Annotated in this window: 17 protein-coding genes; 5 read left to right on the plus strand and 12 right to left on the minus strand. The window is 72.5% G+C overall.

Annotated elements, in window-relative coordinates:
• The coding region (locus IH45_RS0138730; RefSeq protein ID WP_324607978.1) for a WD40 repeat domain-containing protein at positions 1-3,175 on the plus strand (3,175 nt) is incomplete at its 5' end.
• A 36-nt stretch (positions 3,176-3,211) separates the two neighbouring features.
• Here the strand turns inward: IH45_RS0138730 and IH45_RS0138735 are convergent.
• The 6 genes from IH45_RS0138735 to IH45_RS0138760 form a co-directional block, all read right to left on the minus strand.
• Positions 3,212-3,925: a S1 family peptidase gene (locus IH45_RS0138735; RefSeq protein WP_030680329.1), complete on the minus strand. Its 714-nt coding sequence runs from the start codon at positions 3,923-3,925 to the stop codon at positions 3,212-3,214.
• Between the two features lie 25 nt (positions 3,926-3,950).
• Complete coding sequence (locus IH45_RS0138740) at positions 3,951-4,802, minus strand: carbohydrate ABC transporter permease (RefSeq protein ID WP_030680331.1); 852 nt, start codon at positions 4,800-4,802, stop codon at positions 3,951-3,953.
• A 4-nt stretch (positions 4,803-4,806) separates the two neighbouring features.
• A complete protein-coding gene (locus IH45_RS0138745) occupies positions 4,807-5,721 on the minus strand; it encodes a carbohydrate ABC transporter permease (RefSeq protein WP_030680334.1) in 915 nt (304 codons plus the stop codon).
• Positions 5,718-7,079, minus strand: a complete 1,362-nt coding sequence (locus tag IH45_RS0138750; RefSeq protein WP_030680337.1) for an extracellular solute-binding protein — start codon at positions 7,077-7,079, stop codon at positions 5,718-5,720. The genes IH45_RS0138745 and IH45_RS0138750 overlap by 4 nt, the downstream gene beginning before the upstream one ends.
• A 64-nt stretch (positions 7,080-7,143) precedes the next feature.
• The gene (locus tag IH45_RS0138755) at positions 7,144-7,845 is read right to left on the minus strand and encodes a response regulator (protein WP_030680341.1); all 702 of its coding nucleotides are present in this window, start codon (positions 7,843-7,845) and stop codon (positions 7,144-7,146) included.
• Entirely contained in the window at positions 7,842-9,551 is a 1,710-nt protein-coding gene (locus IH45_RS0138760; RefSeq protein WP_078897991.1) for a sensor histidine kinase, read from the minus strand. Before IH45_RS0138760 ends, IH45_RS0138755 begins: the two co-directional genes overlap by 4 nt.
• Before the next feature lie 182 nt (positions 9,552-9,733).
• On the opposite strand from IH45_RS0138760, the gene IH45_RS0138765 reads away from it, so the two are divergent.
• Positions 9,734-11,131: a cation:dicarboxylate symporter family transporter gene (locus IH45_RS0138765; protein ID WP_030680347.1), complete on the plus strand. Its 1,398-nt coding sequence runs from the start codon at positions 9,734-9,736 to the stop codon at positions 11,129-11,131.
• A 72-nt stretch (positions 11,132-11,203) separates the two neighbouring features.
• On the opposite strand, the gene IH45_RS0138770 is transcribed toward IH45_RS0138765, so the two are convergent.
• On the minus strand, positions 11,204-11,866 hold the full coding sequence (locus IH45_RS0138770; protein WP_050515490.1) for a TetR/AcrR family transcriptional regulator: 663 nt from the start codon (positions 11,864-11,866) through the stop codon (positions 11,204-11,206).
• Between the two features lie 179 nt (positions 11,867-12,045).
• Between IH45_RS0138770 and IH45_RS0138775 the strand changes: the two genes are divergently transcribed.
• On the plus strand, positions 12,046-13,737 hold the full coding sequence (locus tag IH45_RS0138775; RefSeq protein ID WP_032919190.1) for an MFS transporter: 1,692 nt from the start codon (positions 12,046-12,048) through the stop codon (positions 13,735-13,737).
• Between the two features lie 59 nt (positions 13,738-13,796).
• Here the strand turns inward: IH45_RS0138775 and IH45_RS0138780 are convergent, their stop codons facing one another.
• Positions 13,797-14,375, minus strand: coding sequence for a hypothetical protein (locus IH45_RS0138780; RefSeq protein WP_030680356.1), 579 nt, complete (start codon positions 14,373-14,375; stop codon positions 13,797-13,799).
• 266 nt (positions 14,376-14,641) lie between these two features.
• Between IH45_RS0138780 and IH45_RS0138785 the strand changes: the two genes are divergently transcribed.
• On the plus strand, positions 14,642-15,055 hold the full coding sequence (locus IH45_RS0138785; protein WP_030680359.1) for a DUF4259 domain-containing protein: 414 nt from the start codon (positions 14,642-14,644) through the stop codon (positions 15,053-15,055).
• Between the two features lie 110 nt (positions 15,056-15,165).
• On the plus strand, positions 15,166-16,230 hold the full coding sequence (locus tag IH45_RS0138790; protein ID WP_030680362.1) for an aldo/keto reductase: 1,065 nt from the start codon (positions 15,166-15,168) through the stop codon (positions 16,228-16,230).
• Positions 16,231-16,272: 42 nt separating this feature from the next.
• On the opposite strand, the gene glgB is transcribed toward IH45_RS0138790, so the two are convergent.
• From glgB to IH45_RS0138810, 4 genes are all read right to left on the minus strand, one after another.
• Positions 16,273-18,717 (minus strand): 1,4-alpha-glucan branching enzyme, encoded by a 2,445-nt coding sequence (glgB, locus tag IH45_RS0138795; protein WP_199810772.1) that lies wholly within the window; start codon positions 18,715-18,717, stop codon positions 16,273-16,275.
• A gap of 174 nt (positions 18,718-18,891) precedes the next feature.
• Positions 18,892-20,427: a maltokinase N-terminal cap-like domain-containing protein gene (locus tag IH45_RS0138800; protein WP_030680368.1), complete on the minus strand. Its 1,536-nt coding sequence runs from the start codon at positions 20,425-20,427 to the stop codon at positions 18,892-18,894.
• Between the two features lie 249 nt (positions 20,428-20,676).
• A complete protein-coding gene (gene treS, locus IH45_RS0138805) occupies positions 20,677-22,377 on the minus strand; it encodes a maltose alpha-D-glucosyltransferase (protein ID WP_030680372.1) in 1,701 nt (566 codons plus the stop codon).
• The gene (locus IH45_RS0138810; RefSeq protein ID WP_030680375.1) at positions 22,374-24,377 is read right to left on the minus strand and encodes an alpha-1,4-glucan--maltose-1-phosphate maltosyltransferase; all 2,004 of its coding nucleotides are present in this window, start codon (positions 24,375-24,377) and stop codon (positions 22,374-22,376) included. Before IH45_RS0138810 ends, treS begins: the two co-directional genes overlap by 4 nt.
• Between the last annotated feature and the right edge of the window lie 244 nt (positions 24,378-24,621).

Below are 24,621 nucleotides of genomic sequence, written 5' to 3' on the forward strand. Positions count from 1 at the left end.
CCCTGAAGCACTCCCTCAGGAAGCACCCGGCCCCGAGCCCCCCGCCCCCCACGCCGCCACCCTCCGCCGCCGTATGGACGAGGACCCCGCCGCCCTCGATCTGGCCCTGCGCACCTGGCTGGCCGGGCGGCCCGACGCCTCCCGGGCCCTGCTGGTCATCGACCAGTTCGAGGAGGTCTTCACGCTCTGCGCGGACGAGGCCGAACGCTCCGCGTTCCTCGGCGCCGTGGCCGACCTGGCCCGCTCCGGCGACCGGCGCGTCCGGGTCGCCGTCGGCATCCGGGCCGACTTCTACGCCCGCTGCTTCACCCACCCCGGGCTGGTCGCCGTGCTGCGCTCCGCCGCCCAGCTGCCCGTCGGACCGCCCAGCCGCGCCGAGTTGCGCGACATCATCGCCGAGCCCGCCGTGCGCTGCGGCGTCCAGGTGGACGCCGACCTGCTGGAGACGGTGCTCGCCGAGGCGGCCGGGCAGCCGGGCGCGCTGCCGCTGGTCGGGCACGCGATGCGGGAGGCGTGGCACCGCCGCCGTGACGACACCCTGCGGCTGGCCGACTACCGTGCCACCGGCGGGATGCGCGGCGCCGTCGCGCAGACCGCCGAGCGGATGTACGACGAGGCCGCGCCCGGACAGCGCGGCGTCATGCGGGCGGTGTTCCTGCGGCTGACCGCGCTCGGCGAGGGCACCGAGGACACCCGGCGCCGGCTCTCCCGCCGCGAACTGGACGGCCTGGCCGACCCGTCCGAGATCGACGGGCTGCTGCGCAAACTGGCCGACGCCCGGCTGGTCGTGCTGTCCGACAGCACGGTCGAGGTCGCCCACGAGGCCGTCATCCGCGCCTGGCCCCGGCTGCGGCACTGGCTCGACGAGGACCGGGAGGCCCTGCGCACCCACCGCAGAATCACCGCCGCCGCCGAGGCATGGCACGAACTGGGCCGGGACGCGGGCGCGCTGTACCGGGGCGCGCAGCTGGCCGGCGCGCGGTCCTGGGCCCGCGCGCACGGCTCCGCGCTCAATGCCCTGGAAGAAGACTTTCTGCACAACGCCACCCGCGCCGACCGGCGGCGGGGCCACCGCGCGCGCTGGCTGACCGCGACGCTCGGCGCCCTCCTCGTGCTCGCCCTGATCGCGGCGGGCCTCGCCTTCCAGCAGCAGGCGGACGCCGAGGCACAGCGCCGTATAGCGGTGTCCCGGCAGTACGCCGCGGAGGCCGGCGAGCTGCGCCGGGAGCAGCCCCAGGCGGCGGCGCTGACCGCGCTGTACGGCTACCGGCAGGCGCCGACGACGGAGGCGCGGGGCAGCCTGCTCAGCGCCTACGCCGCCTACCGCGCCAACCAGTTCACCGGCCACACCGGCGTCGTGAACGCGGTGGCCTACAGCCCGGACGGCCGCATGCTGGCCACCGGTTCGGTGGACCGCACGGTCAAGCTGTGGGACACCGCCACCGACCGTATGCTCGGCACCCTCATCGGCCACGTCGGCCCGGTCTACGCGCTCGCCTTCAGCCCGGACGGCCGGATTCTGGCCACCGCGGGGGACGACGGCACCGTACGCCTGTGGGATGTCGCGCGCCGCCGCCAGCTCGGCGTGCTGACCGGCCCGGTGGGCCGCGTGGTGTCGCTGTCCTTCTCCCACGACGGCCGCACCCTCGCCTCCGGCAGCACCGGCAACGCCGTCCGGCTGTGGGACGTGGCCTCGCGGCGCCCGGTCGCGGACCTCGCCGGACACACCGGCAACGTGACGGCGGTGGCCTTCTCGCCGGACGGCAAGGTGCTGGCGTCGGCCGGCGAGGACCGTACGGTCCGGCTGTGGGACGCGCGCACCCACCGGCCGCTGGCCGTGCTCACCGGCAACCTCCAGCCGGTGTACGCGCTCGCCTTCAGCGGGGACAGCCGCACCCTCGCCAGCGGAGGCGGGGACCGCACGGTCCGGCTCTGGGACGTCGCCGGACGCCGCACCGCCGGTGAACTCACCGGTACGGCCGACCGGATCACCGCCCTGGCCTGGGCGCCGAAGCGCCGTACTCTCGCCGTGGCCAGCTACGACGGCATCGTCCGGCTGTGGGATGTCAGCGCCCGCAACGCCCGCGAGAAGTTCACCGCCCGCGTGGATTCGGCGAGCGCGCTCTCGTACGCGCCGGACGGTTCGGCCCTGGCCGCGCCCTCGGACGACGACACGGGCACGGTCCGGCTGTGGCGCGCCACCGGTGACGGTCCGGAGACGGTCGGCGGCCGGCAGAGCGCGATCACCTCGGTCGCGGTGGCACCGGACGGCCGGACCGTCGCCGCCGCGGGCAGCGAGCTGACGCTGTGGTCGGCCGACCGGCCGCGGCCGTTGCGGACGCTCGCCGCGCCGCACGGAATGATCACCAGCCTGGTGTTCTCGCCGAAGGGCGACGTCTTCGCCTCCGTGCACGCCGACCGTACGATCCGGCTGTGGGACGCCCGCACCGGCCGGCTGCTCGCCACCCTGGAGGGGCACACCAACACCGTGCGACAGGTGGCCTTCTCGCCGGACGGCAGGACACTGGCCAGTGTCGGTGACGACTACAACCTGTTCCTGTGGGATGTGGCCGGGCACCGGAGAACGGCCGCGCGCAAGCTGGCGGGCAGCGGCTCCACCGTCACCTTCTCCCCGGACGGCAGGACGCTGGCGATCACCGAGAACGCCGAGAACCAGGGCACCGTACGGCTGCGGGACGCGGCCACCCTCGAAGAGACCGCCCGTTTCACCGGCCGCTCCTTCCCCGTCTTCGCCGCCGCCTGGTCCCAGGACGGGAAGACCCTGGCCACCTCCGGCACGGACCACGACATCGCGCTGTGGGACGTGCCGGGGCGCCGACGGTCCGGCACGCTGCGCGGCCACGCCAGCAGCGTCGCCTCGCTGGCGTTCAGCCGCGACGGCACCCTGGCCTCGGGCGGGGACGACGACACCGTACGCCTGTGGGACGTGGCCGCGCGCAGTACGACGGCCGTGCTGGCCGGGCACACCGGCGGGGTGCTGTCCCTGTCGTTCTGGCCCGACGGCCGGGCCCTGGTCAGCGGCAGCGCGGACGGCACACTCCGCGAGTGGTACACCGCGGTGGGCGAGGCGGCCAGGACGATCTGCGAGCTGAGCCGCAAGGGCCACTGGGCGCAGACGGCACGGGGCGTGCCGTCCGACTGGTACTGCAGGTGAGCGCAGTGCCCGCGCCCGTGGCCACGGGCGGGCCGCTCAGTGCAGGGACAGCCCGTACGCCGCCAGTGCCGGGAGGACCGGCTGGAGGTACGAGGTGCCGCCGGACGAGCAGGTGCCGGAGCCGCCGATGAGGATGCCGATCGCGGTTCTGCCGGAGACGGCCGGGCGGCCCGCCGCGCCGGTCTCGGCACAGGTGGCGGTCTGGACGAGTCCGGACACCGTGCCCTCCGGGTAGCTGACGCTCACGTTCACGGCGCGGACCGGCCCGCAGTGCACGGCCGACGTGGACCCGGGCAGGCACACCGTCTGCCCCACGGCGGGCTGCGCCGCGCCCGTGATGTCCAGGTGGGCGCCGCCGATGTCGATCTCGCCGGGGTAGGAGACGGCCGGGTTGGTGTAGCGGATCACGGCGTAGTCACTGCCGGGAAAGCGCACCGCCTCGGTCACACCGACATGGACGGTGCGGGCCGCGTCGGCGTACCAGTCCTTGGCGCCGCCCACGCAACGGCCCGACATGAGCGCGTAGTACGTGCCCGCCTTGGTGGTGTTGAAGCCGACGGTGCAGCGGCCCGCCCCGCTGTAGAGGACGTTGCCGCCGCGGATCGCGGTGGGAGCGGCCGTACGGGACGGAGCGCCGTCAGGAGCGCCCTGCGGAGCGGCCGCGGCCGGTGGCGCGGCGGCCAGGGCGGTGAGCGCGGCGGTGGCCAGTGCGGTCAGGAAGCGGCGTACCGCGATGGGTCTCGGTCTCATATGAGCCTCCTACGGAAGAGGGGTGTCAGCCCTTCACCGCGCCGCCCAGCGCGAATCCGCCGCCCAGCCGGCGCGAGATCAGCACGTACAGCAGGACGACCGGCGTCGAGTACAGGATCGAGAAGGCCGCGAGCTGGCCGAAGGCGATGGCGCCGTAGTTGCCGAAGAAGGTGAAGATGCTGACCGAGGCGGGCAGTTGGCCGGGGGACAGGAGCAGCAGGAACGGGACGAAGAAGTTGCCCCACATGATGGCGAAGGTGTAGATCGTCACGACCGTGACGCCCGGCCCCATCAGCGGCAGGATCACCCGCCACAGCGCCTGGAACCACGAGGCGCCGTCGGTCCAGGCGGCCTCCTCCAGCACCCGGGGGATGCCGTCCATGAAGTTCTTCATCAGCCAGATGGCGAACGGGAGTTGGGCGGTTGCCAGGAACAGCGCGGTGCCGTAGAGCGTGTCGATCAGGTTGACCCGGACGAACAGCGCGTACACCGGGACCATGATCGCGGTGATCGGCAGGCAGGTGGAGAACAGGATGGTGAGCAGGTACGGGCGGCTGAACCGGGAGCGGTAGCGGGACAGCGGGTACGCCGCCAGGGCCGCGCAGGCCACCGTCAGGGCGGTGGCGCTGCCGCACAGGATCAGGCTGTTGAGCATCGGCGTGAAGGTGATCTCGTCCGTCAGGACCGCCGAGAAGTTCTCCAGCGACGGCGCGCCCGGCACCTTCACCCGCAGGGTCGCCTCGGTGTCGAACGAGGACAGCACCAGCCAGGCGAGCGGCACCGCGAACGCGGCGGCGACGGCGAGCAGCGCCGCGTCGGCCGCGAGGCGGCGCCGGGCACGGCGGGTCAGCAGGGGCCGGGCGGCCGGTGCGGGCACCGCGTCACACCTCCTCGCGCAGCAGGCGCAGGTAGACGACGGAGAACAGGGCGCCCACCACGAGCAGCAGCAGGGCGACGGCGGTGCCGTACCCGATCAGCGACTTCAGGAACGCCTGGTCGTACATGAACACCGGCAGCGTCTGGCTCCGGCTGCCGGGGCCGCCGCGCGTCATGGCCCAGATCAGCCCGAAGACGGACAGCGTCTGGAGGGTGTTGAGCATCAGGTTCGTGCCGATGGAGCGGCGGATCATGGGCAGCGTGATGTGCCACAGCCGCTGCCGGCCGCTCGCGCCGTCCACCTCCGCGGACTCGGTGACCTCCTGCGGGATCTCGGCGAGCGCGGCCGAGTAGATCAGCATCGAGAACGCCGTGCCGCGCCAGACGTTGGCGAACGACACGGCCAGGATGGGCAGGGTGAACAGCCAGTTCTGCGACGGGAGATGCAGCCAGTCCAGGACCGCGTTGAGCGTGCCGCGCCGCTCGAAGAACGTATAGAGCAGAAAGCCCGCGACGATCTCCGGCAGCACCCAGGCGGTGAGGACGACCGCGCCGGCGAGGGTGCGTACGGGCCGGGAAGCGCGCCGCATCAGCGCGGCGAGCGCCAGGCCCAGCGTGTTCTGGCCCAGGATCGACGAGACCAGGGTGAAGACCAGCGTCAGGACCACGGCGTTCAGGAACGCCGGATCGCCGAACGCGTGCCGGAAGTTGGCCAGCCCCACGAAGGAGGTGGACTCCTGCCCGGTCAGCTGCATGTCGGTGAAGGCGATGTAGACGCAGTAGCCGATCGGCCCGGCCAGGAAGAGCAGCAGCAGGACGGTCGCGGGTGCGAGCGGCGACCAGCGCAGCAGGGCCCGGCGGCGGGGCCGGGCGCCGCGGCCCGCCGTACCGTACGCGGCCGTGGGGGCGGCACGGCTCATGGCTTGGCGACCGTCCGGCCGTCCACGATGGATTTCAGCTGCTCGTCGTAGGCGTCGGCGGCCTGCTTCGGCGACGCGTCACCGGTGGTGACCGCCTCCATCGCCTCGCCGATCGCCGCCGAGACCTTGGGGTAGACGGGCAGCGCGGGCCGGAACCGGCTGATCTCCACCAGGCCGGTGAAGAAGCCGATGCCGGGCAGGGACTTCCGGTACGCGGGGTCCGCGGCCACGTCCTTGCGCACCGCGATCTGCGCGCCGCGCACGCACCACTCCACCGCGTTGTGCTTCGTCTGGAACGTCTCGATCAGCTTCCACGCGAGGTCGGGGCGCTGCGACTGGCGCGGCACCGACCAGGTCCAGCCGCCCGCCAGGCTCACCTTCCCCGGCGCCGCGCCGTGCTGGGTGGGGAACGCCGCCCGGCCCAGCACCGTCGGCCACTCGGGCCACGGCTTCCCGCCGCCCTTGGGCTGCCACTGCTGGCCCAGCCACGAGCCGTCCAGGTCGATCGCCAGCTTCTCCTCCGGCATCAGCTCGGTGGCGACATTGGTCTGGATGTTGGGGCTGAGCGCGTCGGACACGTCGGGGCCCAGCTTCTCCCCGTACACGGTGCGCAGGAATTCCAGGCTGTCCCGGAAGCCCTTGGTGCCGGTGACCCACTTCTTCGTCGCCGGGTCGTAGAGCTGGTCCTTGCCCGTGCCGTACAGCAGCATCTCGAAGCCCTGCATCACGGCGGCCTCGCCCGCGCCCTTGCCGGTGAAGACGTTGAGCGGGATGACGCCGGGCACCTTGCGCTTGACGGTGCGGGCCGCGGCCAGCACCTCGTCCCAGGTCTTCGGCTGCCAGTCCGGTGGCAGCCCCGCCTTCTTGAAGATCTTCTTGTTGAACCACAGGCCGCGGGTGTCGGTGCCGTCCGGCACGCCGTACGTCCGGCCGTCCTGCCCCCGGGCGGCGGCCTTCGCGGCGGGCTCGAACTGCTTCCAGTCCGCCCACTTCCCGAGGTACGGGTCCAGCGGGCGCAGCAGTCCGGCCGCGATGTCCGAGTTGATCAGGAAGGTGTCCTCGTAGACCAGGTCGGGGGCGGTCTTCGGGGAGCGCATCATCTGCTGGATCTTGGCGTAGTAGTCGTTCTCCGACGCCTGGATCGGGATCAGCTCGACCTTCTTGCCGGGGTTGGCCTTCTCGAACGCGTGGGCCACCAGTTCGACGTAGTCATCCCGGACCGTCACCTTGTTGTTGGTGTCCTTGGGGAAGGCGACCTTGAGGGTGTTCTTGTCGCCTCCGGAGCCGCCGCAGGCGGTGAGCGTGCCGGCGGCCAGCACGGCGGCGGTGAGCAGAGCCATCGGAGCGATGCGGCGCACGGCATGACCTCCAGGTGGGCACGGCGGGCTGCCCGGTGACCGTAAGGCCCGGATAAAAGCGAGGTCAATGCCCCGACCAGCGATAGCGCAATTCGGGGCGGCCCACCTGTCCGTACTGCGGGGCGCGCGCCGCGCGGCCCGTCCCGACGAGGTGTTCGAGATAACGGCGGGCCGTGATACGGGAGATGCCGACCGCGTCGGCCGCCGCGGCGGCGCTGAGACCGCCGGGGGCGGCGCGCAGCGCGTCGGTCACCACGCGCAGGGTCGCCGCGGTCAGCCCCTTGGGCAGCGCGGCGGGCTGCGGTGAGCGCAGCGCCGCGAGAGCCCGGTCCACCTCGTCCTGGCCGCTTGCCTCCCCGGCGGTGGCGCGGAAGGCGGCGTACCGCAGCAGCCGGTCGCGCAACGTGGCGAACGTGAAGGGCTTGAGCACGTACTGCACGACGCCGAGCGAGACACCCTCCCGTACGACGGCCAGGTCCCGCGCCGAGGTGACGGCGATGACATCGGCGGCGTGCCCGGCGGCGCGCAACGACCGTACGAACGCCAGGCCGTGGCCGTCCGGCAGGTAGAGGTCCAGCAGGAGCAGATCGACGGCGTGCTGGTCCAGGTGCCGGCGGGCCCCGGCGACCGAGCGCGCGGTCCCGGACACGGTGAAGCCGGGCACCCGGCCCACGTAGAGGGCGTGGGCGTCCGCCGCCACGGGGTCGTCCTCGACGATCAGCACGCGCAGGGGCGGCTGTCCGGGGTCGGTGCGGGAGTCGTTCACCGGGTGCCGCCCGCTCCGGTCGTGGCGTCCGTACGGTCCTCTTCGGCCCTGGCGCCCTCCGCCCGCAGCGGCAGCCGCACCGTGAACTCGGCGCCGCCCTCCGAGGACACGCCCGCCCGCACGGTGCCGCCGTGCCGGCGCACGGTCTGCCGTACGAGCGCCAGCCCGAGCCCCCGGCCCCCGCCCTCCTTGGTGCTCCACCCCCACCGGAACACGTCCTCGGCGTCCTCGACGCCCCGGAACCCGCCCCCGCCGTCCGCCACCCGCAGCAGCAGTTCCCCGCCGTCGGCCAGCGCCGTGACCTGCACGCGGGTGCCTTCCGGCGCCGCCTCGATCGCGTTGTCCAGGAGGTTGCCGAGGACCGTGACCAGGTCGCGCGGCGGCAGGGCGGCGGGCAGGACGCCGTCGTCGATGCGGCTGTCCGGGGTGAGGACCAGCTCGACGCCGTGCTCGTTGGCCTGGGCCGCCTTGCCCAGGAGGAGGGCGGCGAGGACGGGTTCGGCAACCGCGCCGACGACCTGGTCGGTGAGCGCCTGGGCGAGTTCCAGTTCGGCGGTGGCGAACTCCACGGCCTGCTCCGTACGGCCCAGTTCGACCAGGGAGACGACGGTGTGCAGCCGGTTGGCGGCCTCGTGCGCCTGGGAGCGCAGCGCGCGGGTGACACCGCGTACGGAGTCCAGCTCGCCGGAGAGCGCCTGGAGCTCCGTGTGGTCGCGCAGCGTGACGACCGTGCCGCGCCGCTCACCGCCGGAGACCGGCGAGGTGTTGACGACCAGGACCCGGTCGTCGGTGAGGTGGAGTTCGTCGGTGTGCGGGGCGGGGGAGAGCAGAGTGGCGGTGAGGCCGTCCGGCAGGCCGAGTGCGGCGACCGGCCGGCCGACCGGCTCCCCGCGCAGCCCGAGCAGTTCGCGCGCCGCGTCGTTGATGAGCGCGACCCGCCGCTGCCCGTCCAGCATCAGCAGCCCCTCGCGCACCGCGTGCAGCGCCGCCTCGTGGTAGTCGTGCAGGCGGCTCAGCTCGGCGGCGTTCATGCCGTGGGTGTGCCGGCGCAGCCGCGCGTTGACGAGGTACGTACCGAGCCCGCCCAGCGCGAGGGCCCCGGCCGCGACGGCGGCCAGCGTCATCATCTCCCGGCGCAGCCCGTCGCTGATCGTCTCGACGGTGATCCCGCAGCTGACCAGGGCGACGATCCGCCCGCCGTGCTCCGCGTCCCGTACCGGCGTGATGACGCGCACGGACCGGCCGAGCCGCCCGAGGTGGGTCTCGCCGAAGGTCTGCCCGGCCAGCGCCTGCGCTCTCTGGCCGAGGTAGGTACGGCCGATGGCGGACGGCTCGGGGTGGGTCCACCGCTTGCCTGCCGTGTCCATGACCACAATGAAGTCGACCCCGGCGTCCCGCCGCAACCGCTCGGTGTACGGCTGGAGCTCCGCCGTGGGGTCGGCCGAGCGCACCGCGCGCGCCACCGCCGGCGCGTCGGCGACCGCGGTGGCCACCGCCGTCGTCTGCCGCCGCGCGGTCTCCTGTGCCTGCCGCCCGGCACCGGCGTACGCGAAGACCAGGCACCCCGCCACCACCACGCCGACCAGCACCGCCTGCACGGCGAACAGCTGCCCGGCCAGGCTGCGCGGCCACCGGACGCGCGGGCGGGGCGGGGCGGACGCGCCGCGCGCGGTACGCGGCGGACCCTCGGGGCGGGGACTTCGCATGCGCGCCAGTCTGCACGCTGCTTTATGCGTGAACGAAATGCACGCAAGGGTGACGGGCGCCACAACGGCGTGCATAGTCACCGGGACTGTTCTGCGTACGGGCCGCGTACCGGCACGGACAGTGGCGCGTACGGGTTGCAGAGCCGCAGACCGGCGCAGGACCGAAGACCGAGGAGTCAGCCGTGGCCGCACAGACCCCGCCGTCCGGGGGGACGACCGAGGAGACCGCACCGCAGCCCAAGCGGGACCGGACGCATTACCTCTACATCGCCGTGATCGTCGCCGTGCTCGCCGGCATCGCCGTGGGCTTCGCCGCCCCCGGTTTCGCCGTCGGGCTCAAGCCGCTGGGCACCGGCTTCGTGAACCTCATCAAGATGATGATCTCGCCGGTGATCTTCTGCACGATCGTGCTGGGCGTCGGCTCGGTCCGCAAGGCCGCCAAGGTCGGCGCGGTCGGCGGCCTGGCGCTGGGCTACTTCATGATCATGTCCACGGTCGCGCTGGCCATCGGCCTGGTGGTGGGCAACATCCTGGAGCCCGGCTCCGGCCTGCACCTGACCGAATCGCTGCGGCACGCGGGCCAGGCCCAGACGAAGGGCGGCGCCGAGTCCACCACGGACTTCCTGCTGGGCATCATCCCCGAGACGCTGGTCTCGGCGCTCACCCACGGCGAGGTGCTGCAGACGCTGCTGGTGGCGCTGCTCGTCGGCTTCGGCCTCCAGGCGATGGGCGCCTCCGGCGAGCCCGTGCTGCGCGGCATCGGGCACCTCCAGCGCCTGGTCTTCCGCGTACTGTCGATGATCATGTGGGCGGCGCCGGTGGGCGCGTTCGGCGCGATGGCCGCGGTGGTCGGCGCGACCGGCGTGGACGCGCTGAAGTCGCTCGCCGTCATCATGGTCGGCTTCTACGTGACCTGCCTGCTGTTCGTGATCGTCGTCCTCGGCACGCTGCTGCGCCTGATCGCCGGGGTGAACATCTTCGCCCTGCTGAAGTACCTGGGCCGGGAGTTCCTGCTGATCCTGTCCACCTCCTCCTCCGAGTCCGCGCTGCCGCGGCTGATCGCGAAGATGGAGCACCTGGGCGTCAGCAAGCCGGTCGTCGGCATCACCGTGCCGACCGGCTACAGCTTCAACCTCGACGGCACCGCCATCTACCTGACGATGTCCTCGCTGTTCATCGCGGAGGCGATGGGCAGTCCACTGTCCATCGGCCAGCAGGTCTCGCTGCTCGTCTTCATGATCATCGCGTCCAAGGGCGCGGCGGGCGTCACGGGCGCCGGGCTGGCGACGCTGGCCGGCGGCCTCCAGTCGCACCGCCCCGAACTGGTCGACGGCGTCGGCCTGATCGTCGGCATCGACCGCTTCATGAGCGAGGCCCGTGCCCTGACCAACTTCGCGGGCAACGCGGTCGCCACGGTCCTGGTCGGCACCTGGACCAAGGAGATCGACAAGTCCCGCGTGGGCGAGGTGCTCGCCGGGCGCCTGCCGTTCGACGAGCGGACGCTGAGCGCGGACGGGCACGGGGCGGAAGGCCCGGCGGAGCAGGGGGCCGACGGGGCGAAGGAGACGGTGAAGGTCTGAGGACCTGGAGATCGGGGCTCCGGTGGGCGCGCGTCCACCGGAGCCCCTTTCGTCTGTCCGGCCGCCCGTTCGTCAACCCGCCTCCCGCGAAGGCGCCCCCACCACCCGCGACTCATCCGTCACCCGCGACTCTTCCGCCACTCGAACCGCCTCCGCCGCCCGCTCACCGGGCACCCCCGACGCCGCCAGTACCGTCTCCGCCGCCGCGCGCCCGGCCACCTCGGCCCGCAGGTCGCCGTCGTTCACCGCCTGCATCAGGCCGAACAGCATGTGTTCGTGGACGTGCGCGAGGGCGCTCGCGGTGAGCGGTGAGCGGAACAGGCCCGCCTCCAGGCCGCGCGTCAGGATGGCCGTCGCCCGGCGGCGTACGGGCTCCAGGCGGGCCCGGATGCCCGCGTCGGTGACGCTGCACTGGGCGAGCGAGACCAGCAGCCGGTAGCGGTCGGCGCACTCCCACGAGGCGAGCGTGGCCCGCGCCAGCGCCACGTCGGCGGGTTCGGACGGATCGGCCGTGTGGTCGGCGAAGGCGGTGGTCACGTCCTCGACGGCGGCGTCGGTCAGTGCGGTGATCAGGGCCTCCCGGCTGGGGAAGTGCCCGTAGACGGTGCGCCGCACCACGCCCGCGGCCTTCGCGATCTGGTCCATGGTCGCGTCCGGGTGCCGCAGCAGTTCGGCCAGCGCGATGTCCATGATCCGGCGGCGGTTGGCGTGGGCCCGGCTGGTCGGTGCGGTCATGGCGCGGCGGCTCCTCGGTCGGCGGACGCGTGCGGTCACGGTCCCGCTCCCTCCTCATTTTGCACATCGCTGTGCAGCGACGTAAATTGCACACGACTGTGTAATTGCACAGGCGTGTGCAAGATCGTGCGCGGGCCTGTGCGGGATGTCGACCATTGGGGAGAGACAGGGTGAATCGGGTGGCTCCTGCCAAGACCCGGCCGGTCCAGGACACGGACCGGCCCTATACGAAGCGCTGGTGGGCCCTGGGCGTGCTGTGCCTGAGCCTGCTGATCATCGTGATGGCGAACACCTCGCTCACCGTCGCGGCCCCCGACATGACCGCCGACCTGGGCCTGAGCAGCTCCGACCTGCAGTGGGTGATCGACGCCTACACCGTCCCGTACGCCGCGCTGATGCTGATGCTCGGCGCCGTCGGCGACAAGTACAGCCGCCGCGGGGCGCTGCTCCTGGGCCTGCTGGTGTTCGCGGGCGGCTCGGTCGCGGGCGCCCTGGTGGACAGCTCCGGCGGGGTGATCGCGGCGCGCGCCGTGATGGGCGTGGGCGCGGCCATGATCATGCCCGCGACGCTGTCGCTGCTGGCCGCCACCTTCCCGCGCGGCGAACGCGCGCTGGCCATCACCATCTGGACCGCGACCGCGGGGCTCGCCATCGCCGTCGGCCCGCTCGTCGCCGGAGCCCTCCTGGAGGACCACGGCTGGGCCTCGTCCTTCCTGATCAACGTGCCGGTCGCCGCCCTCGGCATCGTCGGTGCGCTGCTGGTCGTCCCGGCCTCCAAGGCAGGCCACAGCGACCGCCTCGACTACGTCGGCGGCCTGCTGTCCGTCGTCTGGGTCGGCTCGCTGATCTACATGCTCATCCAGGGCCCGCACTTCGGCTGGGACGCGCGCGCCGTCGGCGCCGCGGTGGCCGCGGGCGTCGGCCTGGTGCTGTTCGTCGTCTGGGAGCTGCGCCACCCGTGCCCGGTCCTGGACGTACGCCGCTTCGCCCACCGCGGCTTCGCGGGCGCCAACCTGGCCGTGGCGCTCTTCTTCCTGGCGGTCTTCGGCGCGTTCTACTACCTGACCCAGCACCTCCAGTTCGTGCTGGGCTACTCCCCGCTGGACACCGGCATACGGATGCTGCCGCTGGCCGGCGCGGTCTTCGTGGGGGCCGCGCTGACCGGGTTCCTGACGCCGCGGCTCGGCATGAAGGTGACCGTCACCACGGGCATGGTCGGCGGTACGGTCGCCCTCGCCCTGCTGACCCGCGTGGACGCCGGTTCCTCGTACGGGGACTTCCTCGCCCCGCTGATCGTGCTGGGCCTGGCCATCGGCCTGTCCCTGTCGCCGTGCACGGACGCCATCATGGGCGCCTTCCCCGAGGACCAGCTCGGCGTCGGCGGCGCGGTCAACGACACCTCCATCGAGCTGGGCGGCTCGCTCGGCATCGCCATCCTCGGCTCCGTCCTGGCGAGCACCTACTCCTCCAAGCTGTCCGACGCGGCGGCCTCGGCCGCGGCGCACGGCGGCCCGAAGCTGCCGGGCAACGCCCTGTCCACCGCTCAGGACTCGGTGGGCGCCGGGCTCGCGGTGGCCAAGGAGGTCGGCAAGCAGGTCGCGCAGGGCGCCGCGCCCAAGGCCGGCCCGGAGAAGGCGCAGGCGCTCGGCCTCCAGCAGGCCCAGGCGGTCGCGGACGCGGTGCGCGGCGCGTTCTCCGACGCGGTGGCGCACACCAGCCTGATCGGCGCGGTGGTGCTCGGTGTGGGGACGGTGCTGGTCGCCGTACTGCTGCCGCGCCGCCGCCGTACGCAGCAGCACGACGGCACGGTTCCGGAGGCCGCCCGCGAACCCGTCGGTGCGGGCAGCGGGAGCGCGTCCACACGCGGTTGAGCCGCTGAGAACGCGCAGGACGAGCCCCGGCGGCCGGTGCCGCCGGGGCCGTGGTGCGGTCAGGCCTGGGCCTGGTGGATCTTCCAGTCGGCGACATCGGAACTGCGGTTGTAGTACGCGTTGGTGCACAGGTCGTACTTGGCGTCCGTGAGCGTGCTCGTGTGGTTGGTCTCCAGGAAGCCTCCGTTGTCCCCGTACAGGTTCCACAGGTGGACCACGTCACCGATCCGGACGTTCTGGTCGGCGGGGTCGGAGGTCCGCGCGAAGATCCGCCAGCGGCCGGTGCCCTGGGCGCGGTCCCTGGCCTGGGACGTGGACACGTCGTACTTGGCGCCGGCGTTCTTCTGCTCGTTCGTGGCGTGGCCGTTGGTGTCCAGGTAACCGCCGTCGCCGCCGTAGAGGTTGCGCAGGTGGACCACATCGCCGCTGGCGACGGGCTGACCGGAGGCCTTGCCGGTGGCGGACAGGATCTCCCAGGTGCCGGTGCCCTTGCCGCGCGTGGGCGTGTCGGCGGTCGCGACCTGGTACTTCGCCCCCGAGGCACTGCTGTGGCTGTTGGTGTCCAGGTAACCGCCCTGCCAGCCGTTGTAGCCGTTCTGCAGGTGGATCTGCGCGCCGTACCTGAGCTCGTTCGCCATCGGGCCTCCCTGAGTGGATGACCGCGGGTGCGGATCACGGCCCGGCAGGGCGGAGAGCCGCACGCGGTGGACGTCCGCCCATCCTGGCGCCGGGGCGCGCGCTGCGGACCGATTCCGCGACGTTGTCCGAATGACACCCGTACCGGTTCCGGCCATGCGGACCCGCACCGCCTCCGGGCCGATTGTCAGTGGCAGATGCCACGATGCAATCGGCCCGGAGGTGGTGCGGGCGCGTTGGGGCGGGAACGACTGAGGGGCGAAAGCTGATGGGGGCGTGGGGTATGGGGCTGTTCGAGAACGACGGGGCGGCGGACCTGCTGGACGATCTGGCCGCCATGCCGGTGGAGCGGCGGCTCGGCGCGATACGGGGTGTGCTGTCCACCGCCGCCGCCGAACGGGGCTACCTCGAAGCCCCGGAAGGCGCCATGGCAGTGGCCGCCGCGGCCCTGATAGCCGGCGCCCGCGCGGGCAACCCGACGCCGGCCGATCCCGTGTACGCCCCGGACCTGACGGTCCCCGAGCCGCCGCGCCGGCTCGCCGTGCTCGCGGTGCACGCCCTGGACCGGGTGCTCGCGCCGGACTCCGAGCTGGCCGAGCTGTGGGAGGAGGTGGACGGCGGCCAGGAGTGGCTGGCACATGTGGCCCGGCTGCGCGCGGAGCTGACGGGGGACACGGACTGAGCCCGCGCCCGTACGCGGCCACGCCGCACCCGGCCCGCCGTGCGTCCCACCGGTCCCGCGCCTACGGTTGATCGCGGAGCGTCACCCGCACCGTCGACCGAGGAGGAACCGTGGAATACCGCACGCTCGGGCGGTCGGGCCTGAAGGTGTCCCGGCTGGTGCTCGGCACCCTCAACGTGGGCTCGCGCGATCAGTTCGCGCAGATCGGCGGGCTCGGTACGGACGAAGCCCGGCGGCTGTTCGACATCGCGCTGGACGCCGGGGTGAACATGATCGACACCGCGAACATGTACTCCTTCGGCCAGGCCGAGGAGATCACCGGCGAGGCGCTGCGCGGCCGCCGGGACGACGTGCTGCTCGCCTCCAAGGTCCGGATGCAGGTGGGCGAAGGGCCCAACGAGGGCGGCGCGTCCGCGTACAGCGTCCTGCGCGAGGTCGAGCGCAGCCTGCGCCGCCTCCAGACCGACCACCTGGACCTGCTCTACCTGCACCAGTGGGACGGTCAGACGCCCGTCGAGGAGACCCTGACCGCGCTGGACCGGCTGGTCGCCGACGGCAAGGTCCGCTATGTCGGCCTCTCCAACTTCAACGGCTGGCAGATCATGAAGACGCTGTACACGGCGCGGCTGCACGGCCTGACCGCGCCGGTGGCCCAGCAGGTCTACTACACGCCCGAGGCCCGCGAGGCGGAGTACGAGATCCTCCCGGCCGCCCTGGACCAGGGCCTGGGCACCCTGGTCTGGAGCCCGCTGGGGGAGGGGCTGCTCAGCGGCAAGGTGCGGCGCGGGCAGCCGGTGCCGTCCACCACCCGCCAGGGCACCGACTGGCCCGAGCCGCACGTGGTCGACAAGGAGCGGGCCTACGACATCATCGAGTGCCTGGCCGGGATCGCCGAGGCGCACGGCACCTCGGTCCCGCGGGTCGTGCTCGCCTGGCTGCTGGGCCGCCCCGGCGTCACCGGCCTGGTGATCGGCGCCCGCACCGAGGACCAGCTGCGCGACGACCTCGCCGCCACCGAGCTGCGGCTGACCGACGCCGAGACCGCCCGCCTCGCCGAACTCTCCCAACTGCCCGCCTACTACCCGTACTGGCACCGCGTCCTGAACGCGACCGACCGGCCGGACCCGGCCGAGGCGCCCTTCCTGGACGGCTGGAAGCGGGCCATGGGCGGCTGACCGCAGTGCGGGCCGGGGCACCGCCCCGGCCCGCGAAGCCCCTCACACCGGCCGCAGCCACACCGTCGCCAGCGGCGGCAGCACCGGCGTGATCGACGCCGGCCGCCCGTTCCACGGCACGGTCGCGTCGGGCACCAGCGGCTCCGGGTTGCCGACCCCGCTCCCGCCGTACCGGATGTCGTCGGTGTTCAGTACCTCCCGCCACGCCGCCACGTCCTCCGGCACCCCGAGCGGGTACGCGTGCCGCACCACCGGCGAGAAGTTCGAGACCGCGAGCAGCGGCGTGCCGTCCGTGCCGTAGCGCAGGAAGGAGAAGACGTTGTCCTCACTGGCGCCGCCGTCGATCCAGGAGAAGCCCTCCGGCACGGTGTCCTGCTCCCACAGCGCGGGGGTGTCCGCGTACCGGCGGTTCAGGTCGCGGACCAGGTCCCGTACGCCCCGGTGGTCCGGCTCGGCGGAGTACGACGGGTCCAGCAGCCACCAGTCGGGGCCGTGCCCCTCCGCCCACTCCGCGCCCTGCGCGAACTCCTGCCCCATGAACAGCAGCTGCTTGCCCGGGTGCGCCCACATGAAGCCCAGATACGCCCGCTGGGTGGCCCGCTGCTGCCACCAGTCGCCGGGCATCTTGGAGACCAGCGACCGCTTGCCGTGCACCACCTCGTCGTGGGAGATCGGCAGCACGTAGTTCTCCGAGTAGGCGTACACCATCGAGAACGTCATCTCGTTGTGGTGGTACTTGCGGTGCACCGGCTCCTTGCTCACATAGCCCAGCGAGTCGTGCATCCAGCCCATGTTCCACTTCAGCCCGAAGCCGAGCCCGCCGAAGCCGCCGGGCCCCACGTGGTGGGTGGCCCGGGTGACGCCGTCCCAGGCGGTGGACTCCTCGGCGACGGTGACCACGCCGGGGCAGCGCCGGTAGACGGTGGCGTTCATCTCCTGGAGGAAGGCCACCGCGTCCAGGTTCTCCCGGCCGCCGTGCACGTTGGGCGTCCACTCGCCGCTCTCACGGGAGTAGTCGAGGTAGAGCATGGAGGCCACGGCGTCCACCCGCAGCCCGTCGATGTGGAACTCCTCGCACCAGTACACCGCGTTGGCGACCAGGAAGTTGCGCACCTCGGCGCGGCCGTAGTCGAACTCCAGCGTCCCCCAGTCGGGGTGCGCGGCCCGCGCCGGGTCCTCGTGCTCGTACAGCGGCCGCCCGTCGAACTCCGCCAGCGCCCACTCGTCGCGCGGGAAGTGCGCCGGCACCCAGTCCATCAGCACCCCGATCCCGGCCCGGTGCAGCGCGTCGACCAGGAATTTGAAGTCGTCCGGGGTGCCCATCCGGGCGGTCGGCGCGTAGAAGCCGGTGACCTGGTAGCCCCAGGAGCCGCCGAAGGGGTGCTCGGCGACCGGCATCAGCTCCACGTGGGTGAAGCCCAGGTCCTTGACGTAGGCGGGCAGCTGCTGCGCCAGCTGACGGTACGTCAGTCCCGGACGCCATGAGCCGAGGTGTACCTCGTACACGGAGAACGGCGCCGCGTGCACCGGCCGCTCGGCGCGCCGCTCCATCCAGGCCGCGTCCTGCCACCGGTGGTGCGAGGCGTGCACGACCGAGGCGTTGGCGGGCGGGCACTCCGTACGGCGCGCCATCGGGTCCGCGCGCAGCGTCCGCGTCCCGTCCGGCCGGGTGATCTCGAACTTGTACAGCTCGCCCTCGCCGATCCCCGGCAGGAACAGCTCCCACACCCCGGACGACCCGAGCGAGCGCATCGGGAAGCCGGTGCCGTCCCAGTAGTTGAAGTTGCCGACGACACGCACACCCCGGGCGTTCGGCGCCCATACGGTGAAGCGCGTCCCGGTCACCTCCTGGTGCACCATCGGCGTCGCGCCCATCGCCTGCCACAGCTCCTCATGGCGGCCCTCGCCGAACAGGTGCAGGTCCAGTTCGCCGACGGAGGGCAGGAAACGGTACGGGTCGTGCACGGTCACGTCGTTGTCGTCGTACGAGACCAACAGCTCGTACTCCGGGATCGCGGACAGCGGCAGCACGCCGCCGAACAGGCCGTCGCCCTCGTCGTGCAGGTCGGCGCGCAGGCCCTTGGCGAGCACGGTGACGCCCTTCGCGTACGGGCGCAGAACGCGGAAGAGCACCCCGCCGCGCATCGGGTGGGCACCGAGCAGCGCGTGCGGGTCGTGGTGCGCGCCGGACAGCAGCCGGTCCCGGTCGCCCGGATCGAGCGGCGGCGCGGTCCGCACGCCCCGGCTCCCGCCGCTGGGCTCCGGTGCGGGCTCCGGCGTGGGCTCGGGGCCGGAGCCGTCGGGCCGGGTGTCCTCGGGCAGGGGCTCGCCGTGGTCCCGCTGGTGCGGCGGCCGCTCGGCGGGCGGCGGGGCGTCAGTGGTGGCGGGGGCGGGGGTGGGCGCCTCCGGGGCCGGGGCCCGGACGGCCGTGCCACGGGCGGGCGCGGTTTCTTGCGGTGGGCGGCGGGACGACGAACGGGCGGTCACGAGAGGAGCCTCCTCGGCCAGATCAGATATCAGGGGTGTCTGGGATGTCTGCGGTGTCCGGGGTGCGAGGGTCTGGCGCACTCCGGGCCCGCGGGGCCGGCGGGCGGGGCCGACGGTGCCGCGCCTGCCGGTACTGGTGCTCCGTGGAGCTGCGGGTGGCCCGCTCCCGCCGTTTCATGCGCGCCCATCGGCACCGTCCAGGTCCGGTCCCGGATCGCCGCCGGGCCCCCGGGACGCCGGCGCCCCGGCGAGCCGCCGCACCGCGGCCATCGGCACGGGCAGCCAGTTCGGCCGGTGGCGGGCCTCGTACAGCACTTCGTACACGGCCTTGTCGGTCTCGTACGCGCGCATCAGCTCGGGCGCCGAGCGCGGATCGAGCCCGCCGGCCTCCGCGTACCCGAGGCAGTAGGCGGCCCGGGTGCGGCGCGCCCACTCCAGCGACCAGGGGTCGCCGCCCGAAGGGCCGCTGCGCGCCGCGTAGTCGAACGAGCGCAGCATGGCCGCCACGTCGCGCACCGCGGGCTGCGGGCGCCGCCGCTCGGCCAGCGGCCGGGACGGCTCGCCCTCGAAGTCGATCAGCGACCAGCGGCCCTCGTCGGCGGTCCGCAGCGTCTGGCCCAGGTGCAGGTCGCCGTGGATGCGTTGGGCGGGCCAGGCGCGCCCGTCGTGCCCGAGCGCCGCCAGCTCGTCGAAGGCGGTGCGCAGCCGGCCGCAGTACGGCCGCAGCGCGGGCACCACCCGCGCGGTGGCCACCAGGCGCTCGTTCATCTGGGCGGCGACCGCGTCGAGTTGGGGGCGGTACAGCTCGGTGGTGGGCAGCGTCCCGGCGAGCGCGGTGTGCACCTCGGCGGTGGCGTGCCCGAGCGCCCGCGCCGAACTGGTGAAGTCGGCCTGGACGGCGAGGGCGTTGAGGGCCAGCTGCCAGCCGTCGGCCGAGCCGGTCAGATAGGGCTGGAGCACGCCCAGCGTCACCGGCTCGCCCTCGCCGGGGCCCGGGTCGGTCTCGAACCACGCGGCGGGCGCCGGGACCCGCGCGCACTTGGCGCGGGCCAGCGCCAGCGGCAGTTCCAGGTCCGGGTTGAGGCCGGGCGCGGTCCGCCGGAAGACCTTGAGGATGTACGCGTCGCCGTACACCACCGAGGAGTTGGACTGCTCGGCGGTGAGCGGCCGGGCGGGCAGCCCGGAGGAGATGGTGCTGTCGGGCACCCGCCGGAACCGCAGCCCGCCCAGCCGCCCCGGCACCCGCAGCCGCTCCAGCAGGAGCGCGCACAGCCGCGCGTCCGGCAGGGCGTCGTAGACCGTACGGCCGTGCAGCGGACCGCCCGCGGGGCGGCCGATCACGGCGGGGGCGAGCTGCGGCGGCAGCGCGCTGTGCACGCCCAGCAGGAGTTGGTAGCAGTCCGCGGCGGCCGGATCGGCGGGGCCCTCCGGCGGCGCCGGCTGCGGGGCCCCGGGCGGAGCCGCCGACTGCTGGGCCCGTACGAGCAGGTGCAGCAGCCCCGGTGTGGCACCACCCGCGGCGCACGGCAGCAGCTCGGTCGCCGACACCAGCTGGAACCCCGTGATCGGCCGCCCCTTGCCGGCGAACCAGCGCTGCCGCGGCAGCCATTCGGTCAGCAGGGGGGCGAGGGAGGTGAGCAGTGCGGGTGCGGTGATCGAGAGGCGGTCGTGCGAAGTGCGGGTGGCACGGGTCGAGGCGGTCTCCGACATGGCGTCGCGTCCTTTCCCCGGGCACACGACAGATAGGGCAAAGTGTCCCGGAATGCGGCCTTGACTGTGCGGCGGTGCGGGACGTGTCGGGTGAGGATCGTCCGTACGGCAGCGGCGTCCGTGGGGATTACCCCTGACGCCGGGGTTTCGGCGCGGGCTCACCCGGCCCGTGCGGTAGTAGGGAGACTGCCCGTGGGGGCGGCCGGAAAACAGTGCGCGGTGGTTTTCCGCCGCCCCGGCCGGGCCCCCTTAGACCGCCCCCCTCCGCAGCCGGAACCAATAGAAGCCGTGACCTGCCAGGGTCAGCAGATAGGGCCATTCCCCGATGGGCGGGAAACGGACGCCGCCGATCAGCTCGACCGGGTGGCGGCCGTTGAATGTCCGCAGGTCCAGTTCGGTGGGCTGCGCGAAACGCGAGAAATTGTGCACGCACAGCACCAGGTCGTCCTGGTATTCGCGCAGGAAGGCCAGCACGGCGGGGTTGGACGAGGGCAGTTCGGTGTAGGTGCCGAGGCCGAAGGCGGGGTTCTGCTTCCGGATCTCGATCATGCGGCGGGTCCAGTGGAGCAGCGACGACGGCGAGGACATCGACGCCTCGACGTTGGTGACCTGATAGCCGTAGACCGGGTCCATGATGGTCGGCAGGAAGAGCCGGCCGGGGTCGCAGGAGGAGAAACCGGCGTTCCGGTCGGGGGTCCACTGCATCGGGGTGCGGACCGCGTCCCGGTCGCCGAGCCAGATGTTGTCGCCCATGCCGACCTCGTCGCCGTAATAGAGGATCGGCGAGCCGGGCAGGGACAGCAGCAGGGCGGTGAAGAGCTCGATCTGGTTGCGGTCGTTGTCGAGCAGCGGGGCCAGCCGGCGGCGGATGCCGATATTGGCGCGCATCCGCGGGTCCTTGGCATATTCCGCGTACATATAGTCACGCTCTTCGTCCGTGACCATTTCCAGCGTCAGCTCGTCGTGGTTGCGCAGGAAGATGCCCCACTGGCAGTTGGCCGGAATCTCCGGGGTCTTCGCCAGGATTTCCGAGACCGGGTAGCGGGATTCCCGCCGGACCGCCATGAAGATGCGCGGCATGACCGGGAAATGGAACGCCATGTGGCATTCGTCCCCGCCCTTGGAGTAGTCGCCGAAATAGTCGACGACGTCCTCCGGCCACTGGTTGGCCTCGGCCAGCAGCACCGTGTCGGGGTAATGCGCGTCGATCTCCGCCCGTACGTGCTTGAGGAAGGCGTGCGAGGCGGGCAGGTTCTCGCAGTTGGTGCCCTCCTCGGCGTACAGGTACGGGACCGCGTCCAGCCGGAACCCGTCGATGCCCAGGTCCAGCCAGAAGCGCAGCGCGGAGAGCATCTCCTCCTGGACGGCCGGGTTCTCGTAGTTCAGGTCCGGCTGGTGGGAGAAGAAGCGGTGCCAGAAGTACTGCTTGCGCACCGGGTCGAAGGTCCAGTTCGACGCCTCGGTGTCGACGAAGATGATCCGCGCGTCCTGGTACTGCTTGTCGTCGTCGGCCCAGACGTAGTAATCGCCGTACGGCCCGTCCGGGTCGGTGCGGGACTCCTGGAACCACGGGTGCTGGTCGCTGGTGTGGTTCATGACGAAGTCGATGATCACCCGCATCCCGCGCTGGTGCGCGGCGTCCACGAACTCCACGAAGTCCGCCAGGTCGCCGAATTCCGGCAGTACGGCGGTGTAGTCGGAGACGTCGTAACCACCGTCGCGCAGCGGCGACTTGAAGAACGGCGGCAGCCACAGGCAGTCCACGCCCAGCCACTGGAGATAGTCCAGTTTGGCCGTGATGCCCTTGAGGTCGCCGATGCCGTCACCGTTGCTGTCCTGGAAGGAGCGCACCAGGACCTCGTAGAAGACGGCCCGTTTGAACCAGTCGGGATCGCGGTCCTTGGCCGGGGTGTCCTCGAACTTGTCCGGGACGGGCTCGTTGACGATCAATTGGGTGACCCTCCGATCGGTGAGGACGGTCGCAGGGAGAACAGGTGCGCGGGAGCCGGCGAACGGCCCGGCTCCAGGCGCACATAGTTGTCCCTGCCCCAGTGGTAGGTCTCGCCGGTGAGCTCGTCGCGCACCGGGACGGAATCGTGCCAATCGAGGCCGAGTTCCGGCATGTCCAACGACACCGTCGCCTCGTGGGTGTGGTGCGGGTCGAGGTTGACGACCGTGAGCACCGTGTCGGCCCCGGCACCGCTCCCGGCCCGCTTGGAATAGGCGAGAACGGCGTCGTTGTCGACGGCGTGGAAATGGAGGTTGCGCAGCTGTTGGAGCGCCGGATGGCGGCGTCGCAAGCGGTTCAGCGTGGTGATGAGAGGAGCGATCGTACGGCCCCGGCGCCCCGCTGTCTCCCAATCCCGGGGCCTCAGTTGATACTTTTCCGAATCCAGGTACTCCTCGCTGCCACTTCGTACCGGCGTCGACTCGCACAGCTCGAATCCGGCGTAGACGCCCCACGCCGGGGAGAGGGTGGCGGCCAGTACGGCACGTACCTCGAACGCGGGCCGCCCGCCGTGCTGCAGATAGGCGTGCAGGATGTCCGGTGTATTGACGAAGAAATTCGGCCGCATGTACGAGGCCGTTTCCCGCGACAGCTCGGTGAGGTACTCGGTGAGCTCGTGCTTGGAGTTGCGCCAGGTGAAGTAGGTGTACGACTGCTGGAACCCGATCCGGGCCAGCGTGCGCATCATGGCCGGCCGGGTGAACGCCTCGGCCAGGAAGATGACGTCCGGATCGGTGCGGTTGACGTCCGCGATCACCTTCTCCCAGAAGACCACCGGCTTGGTGTGCGGGTTGTCCACGCGGAAGATGCGCACCCCGCGCTCCATCCAGAAGCGCAGCAGCCGCTCGGTCTCCCGCACCAGCCCGTTCAGATCCGCCTCGAACGCCAGGGGGTAGATGTCCTGGTACTTCTTCGGCGGGTTCTCGGCGTACGCGATCGAGCCGTCCGCGCGGTGGTGGAACCACTCGGGGTGCTCGGTGACCCAGGGGTGGTCCGGCGAGCACTGGAGGGCGAAGTCCAGCGCCACCTCCATGCGCAGATCGCGCGCGGTGCGCACGAAGTGGTCGAAGTCCTCGAAGGTGCCGAGGTCCGGGTGGAGCGCGTCGTGCCCGCCCTCGGCGGAGCCGATCGCCCAGGGCGACCCGACGTCGTGCGGCCCGGCGGAGAGCGCGTTGTTGGGCCCCTTGCGGTACGAGCTGCCGATCGGGTGCACGGGCGGCAGGTACACGACGTCGAAGCCCATGGCGGCGACCGCCGGCAGCCGCTCGGCGGCCGTCCGGAACGTGCCGCTGACCGGCGGCGCGCCCGGGCGCAGCACCGCGCCCTCCGACCGCGGGAACAGCTCGTACCACGATCCGAACAGCGCGCGCCGGCGCTCGACCAGCAGCGGCGCGGTGCGCGAGGCGGTGACCAGCTCGCGCAGCGGATGGCGGTCGAGCGCGCCGGTGACCTCGGGGGCGAGCGCGGCGGCGAGCCGGGTGGCGGCGGGCAGCCCGGTGTCGCGCAGCGTGTCCGCCGCGGCCAGCACCGCTTCCCGGCCGTCTCTTTTGGGCACCCCCTCGGCGGCGCGTTCGTGGAGCAGCGCGCCCTCGGCGAGGACCAGTTCGGTGTCGATGCCCGCCGGGATCTTGATGCCGGCGTGGTGGCGCCAGGTGCCGACCGGGTCCGACCAGCCCTCGACGCCGTACGTCCACCGGCCCTCCACGTCCGGGGTGACCTCGGCGCCCCAGCGGTCGGTGCCGGGGGCCAGTTCGCGCATCGGGGTCCAGGGGCCCGGCCGGCCCAGCGGATCGCGCAGCACGACATTGGCGGCGACCGCGTCGTGGCCCTCGCGGAAGACGGTGGCCGTGATCTCGAAGACCTCGCCGACCACCGCTTTCGCCGGGCGACGGCCGCAGTCGATCAGCGGGTGGAGGTCGAGCACGGGAATGCGGCCGATCATGGGTACACCTGACGGTTGGGTCGTATTACCGGATTCTGTCCTTTCTATCGTTTTCGCGACAGTTGGACGGGCTGCGGGCATGGGCTCTCCTGTCCGCTTTCACTCGGCTGGCGGATGGGGGCGGTGCGGGGAAGCCATGGGGCGCGTACGCAAGACCGGTACCGCCAAAGCCTTCCCGTGGCGCGCGGTCGGGCAATCCGGCCGTCCGCGCACTACCGGCACGTAACCGTGGAACGGAATATGA

It is taken from the genome of Streptomyces rimosus subsp. rimosus, assembly GCF_000720725.1.
Taxonomy (GTDB): Bacteria; Actinomycetota; Actinomycetes; order Streptomycetales; family Streptomycetaceae; genus Streptomyces; species Streptomyces rimosus_A.